Below are 1189 nucleotides of genomic sequence, written 5' to 3' on the forward strand. Positions count from 1 at the left end.
AACCACGGAAACGGCAACAACATCAGCAGTTATCTTATCGATTGCGGGCTATTTCAAGGTGCAGAAACGGCAGGAAAAAGTTCGGCAGACCAACTGCAAATCACCTTTGACATTCAACATATTAAAGCGCTTATTGTTACCCATTGCCATATCGACCATGTTGGGCGAATTCCCTACTTACTGGCTGCAGGATTCAATCAGCCTATTTATGCAACAACCGCTACAGCAGCACTATTACCACTGGTAATCGAAGACGCCTTAAAAGTGGGTGTGACGCGCGACCCTAAATTGATCCAGGCTTGTATCAATCGACTGAAAAAACTGCTTGTCCCAGTCGATTACGGTCAGTGGATAACGCTACCGATAAACATACCGCAAAACATACCAACAGCTATATCTTCGACAGAAAGTGCCATAGAAATGGACGGTGCATTATCAATTGAAAAACTAGCGACCGAACCGTCATCTATATCATCGACTGAAAATACCGAAGATATCTCAAAAGAAACAATCGTCACTCCAGCTATTTATAATAAAGCAAAACTCAAATTCAAACCCGCTGGGCATATACTCGGTTCAGCCTATGTTGAAATAGACTTAAGCGGTCCTAGCGGTAACCATCGAGTTGTTTTTTCGGGTGATTTAGGCGCAACCTACGCACCGTTACTTGCTAGCCCCAAAAGTCCTTACAGAGCAGATACCTTAGTCATTGAATCCACCTACGGCGATAAAAACCATCAAGGACGTAAAGAACGCAGCAAGCAACTCAAAAATATCATCGAAAGCGCCGTAAAGGATAATGGCGTGGTACTCATTCCTGCATTTAGCATTGGCAGAACCCAAGAGCTATTATACGAATTCGAACACATTATTCATCGCAATAAACACAACCCTGTATGGCAAAACATCGACATTATCGTCGACTCTCCCATGGCAGCTAACTTCACCCAAAAGTATCGTCAGTTCAAAACACTCTGGGACAACGAAGCCAAAGGTAAACTAGCCCAGGGACGCCACCCACTCGACTTCAACCAACTCATCACCATAGACAGCCACCAGGACCATCTTTCAGTAATCAACTACCTCGACTCAACCCACAAACCCGCCATTATCATCGCCGCATCCGGCATGTGTACTGGCGGAAGAATCACCAACTATCTCACCCGCTTCTTGCCCAATCCCACCACAG

1 protein-coding gene is annotated in these 1189 nt (G+C 45.2%); it reads left to right on the forward strand.

Annotated elements, in window-relative coordinates; translation table 11 throughout:
* Positions 1-21: 21 nt before the first annotated feature.
* Positions 22-1189, forward strand: a 1168-nt coding sequence (locus CXF78_RS01175) for an MBL fold metallo-hydrolase (RefSeq protein WP_374702259.1), incomplete at its 3' end; no start/stop codon positions are given.

The organism is Shewanella sp. 11B5 (assembly GCF_002836795.1).
GTDB lineage: Bacteria > Pseudomonadota > Gammaproteobacteria > Enterobacterales > Shewanellaceae > Shewanella > Shewanella frigidimarina.